Origin of the sequence: Candidatus Sodalis sp. SoCistrobi (assembly GCF_900143145.1) — a bacterium.
In the GTDB taxonomy this organism is placed as follows: domain Bacteria; phylum Pseudomonadota; class Gammaproteobacteria; order Enterobacterales; family Enterobacteriaceae; genus SoCistrobi.
On sequence record NZ_FRDB01000319.1, the window covers coordinates 1 to 2,352 of the forward strand.

Genomic DNA, 2,352 nt, shown 5'->3' on the forward strand with positions numbered 1-2,352 from the left:
CGGCGACTCCTACGATAATGCGATGGCAGAGAGTATCAACGGGTTGTACAAAACGGAGGTTATCCACCGCGGGAGCTGGAAAAACCGGACGGAAGTGGAGTTGGCCACGCTGGACTGGGTGGACTGGTACAACAACAGAAGGCTGCTCGGGCGGCTGGGTTACATCCCTCCTACTGAAGCCGAAATGAACTATTACGCTTTGCAATTAGCATCAGAGGAAGCGGCGTAGTATTGCCAAAATTACTCTCTAATAAACTCGGGGTTATTCAGATAGGTTGAAATCATTCTGCAAAGTAATAACAGGTATCACGATAAATGTGTAGATACCTATGGTTATAAAGCGAGGATGGCAGCGCGTCGAAAGCGCCTTAACGCGAGGTTTTTTATTAAAAAGAGGAAACTTGAGTAAAAATTTAAGGAAATTTTTACTGCAGTTTTTTCCGTTGTTTTCGCGCTGTAATGCGCTTAAAAAGGGGATTAGTTAAAAAAATTTTCCTTTATTTCCTCTTTTATGTAGACATCTCGCTGCATTATCGTCATGCGATGCGATGCGATGCGATGCGATGCGATGCGATGCGATGCGATGCGGGGGTTGTGATGAGATGAGAAGCAATGGGAGGCGGGGGATGCGATGTGATCTGCTGCGACGCACGCAGTGCGCCGCTGCGCATCAATTACCGCCATAATTTGGCTGCCGCCCTCCAAGATGAGCCCCCGCGCTGGGAGCGCCGGCGACAGAAAAAGTGATTGCCCCCTCGACAGCCGATAACGAATGGGATAGTTTCATTAATGGCCCCGTTCAGGGGTAGCGTCGCTCGGACGGTCCGGGCGCTTACGTCATCAGAGGATATTATGGCTGAATTCGGTTCTGCACGCCGCTTTACGCGCATTGAACGTCTCCCCCCCCCTATGTGTTTAATATTACTGCGGAATTGAAAATGGCTGCGCGCCGGCGCGGCGAGGATATTATTGATTTCAGTATGGGCAATCCAGACGGCCCGACACCGCCACACATCGTGGAGAAGTTATGCACCGTAGCCCAGCGGGAAGATACCCATGGCTATTCCACTTCGCGCGGTATTCCACGACTGCGCCGTGCTATTTCGCGCTGGTATGCGGATCGCTATGCGGTTGACATCGACCCCGAAAGCGAGGCGATTGTTACCATCGGTTCCAAAGAGGGGCTGGCGCATTTAATGCTAGCAACGTTGGATCATGGCGACACCGTGCTGGTGCCGAACCCCAGTTATCCCATTCATATATACGGTGCGGTGATTGCCGGTGCCCAGGTGCGCTCCGTTCCGTTGGTCGAGGGCGTGGATTTCTTCCGTGAGCTGGAACGCGCCATCCGCGAAAGTATACCCACGCCCAAGATGATGATCCTTGGCTTCCCCTCCAATCCCACCGCCCAATGCGTCGAACTGGATTTTTTCGAGAGGGTTGTGGCGTTGGCGCGCCAATATAACGTGTTGGTGGTTCATGATTTGGCCTATGCCGATATCGTTTATGATGGCTGGCAGGCGCCGTCCATTATGCAGGTACCGGGCGCCAAAGATATCGCGGTGGAATTTTTCACTCTGTCGAAAAGCTACAATATGGCCGGCTGGCGTATCGGTTTTATGGTCGGAAATCCGGCGCTGGTCAACGCGCTGGCGCGCATCAAAAGCTACCATGATTACGGCACCTTTACCCCGCTGCAAGTCGCTGCTATCGCCGCGCTCGAGGGCGACCAAAGCTGCGTGCACGCTATCGCCGAGCAATATCGCCAACGGCGGAATGTGCTGGTGCGCGGGCTGCATGAGGCGGGCTGGATGGTGGAAAACCCCAAGGCATCAATGTATGTTTGGGCCAAAATCCCCGAGCATTATGCCGCGCTGGGTTCGCTTGAGTTCGCGAAAAAATTGCTGGCCGAGGCAAAGGTGTGTGTTTCGCCGGGGATCGGTTTCGGCGATTACGGCGATACTCATGTCCGCTTCGCCTTGATTGAAAATCAGGATCGCATCCGGCAGGCGGTGCGCGGCATCAAAGCCATGTTCCGTGCCGACGGCGTGCTTAAGACGTCGGCGCTGAAGCCGCCGGCCGTTAAGTCGCTCTAAGGCATAGGTATCTACACATTTATCGTGATACCTGTTATTACTTTGCAGAATGATTTCAACCTATCTGTTGGCGGGATTGACTCTCTCCTTACCCGCCGATATCAGACGCTGGTTAAACAGCATATGACACCCGCGGCTCTTCTTGCTTCTGCGGTTAAAGACCTCGCAAGTGCTCAAAAATCAACTTTCGCAACTACCCAAGCTGTCTGGCGTTTTCTGAATAATAAGCGAATTAGCTTCAGTCAACTCAATGAGC

General features: G+C 52.8%; 1 protein-coding gene and 2 pseudogenes. All 3 read left to right on the forward strand.

Annotated elements, in window-relative coordinates:
- A partial coding sequence (locus CINSTRO3249_RS15140; protein ID WP_143146879.1) for an integrase core domain-containing protein occupies positions 1 to 229 on the forward strand: 229 nt, incomplete at its 5' end.
- 623 nt (positions 230 to 852) lie between these two features.
- Positions 853 to 2,096 (forward strand): annotated as a pseudogene (gene alaC, locus CINSTRO3249_RS15145) (alanine transaminase).
- A 24-nt stretch (positions 2,097 to 2,120) separates the two neighbouring features.
- A pseudogene (locus CINSTRO3249_RS17785) lies at positions 2,121 to 2,352 on the forward strand (hypothetical protein); the annotation flags it as partial.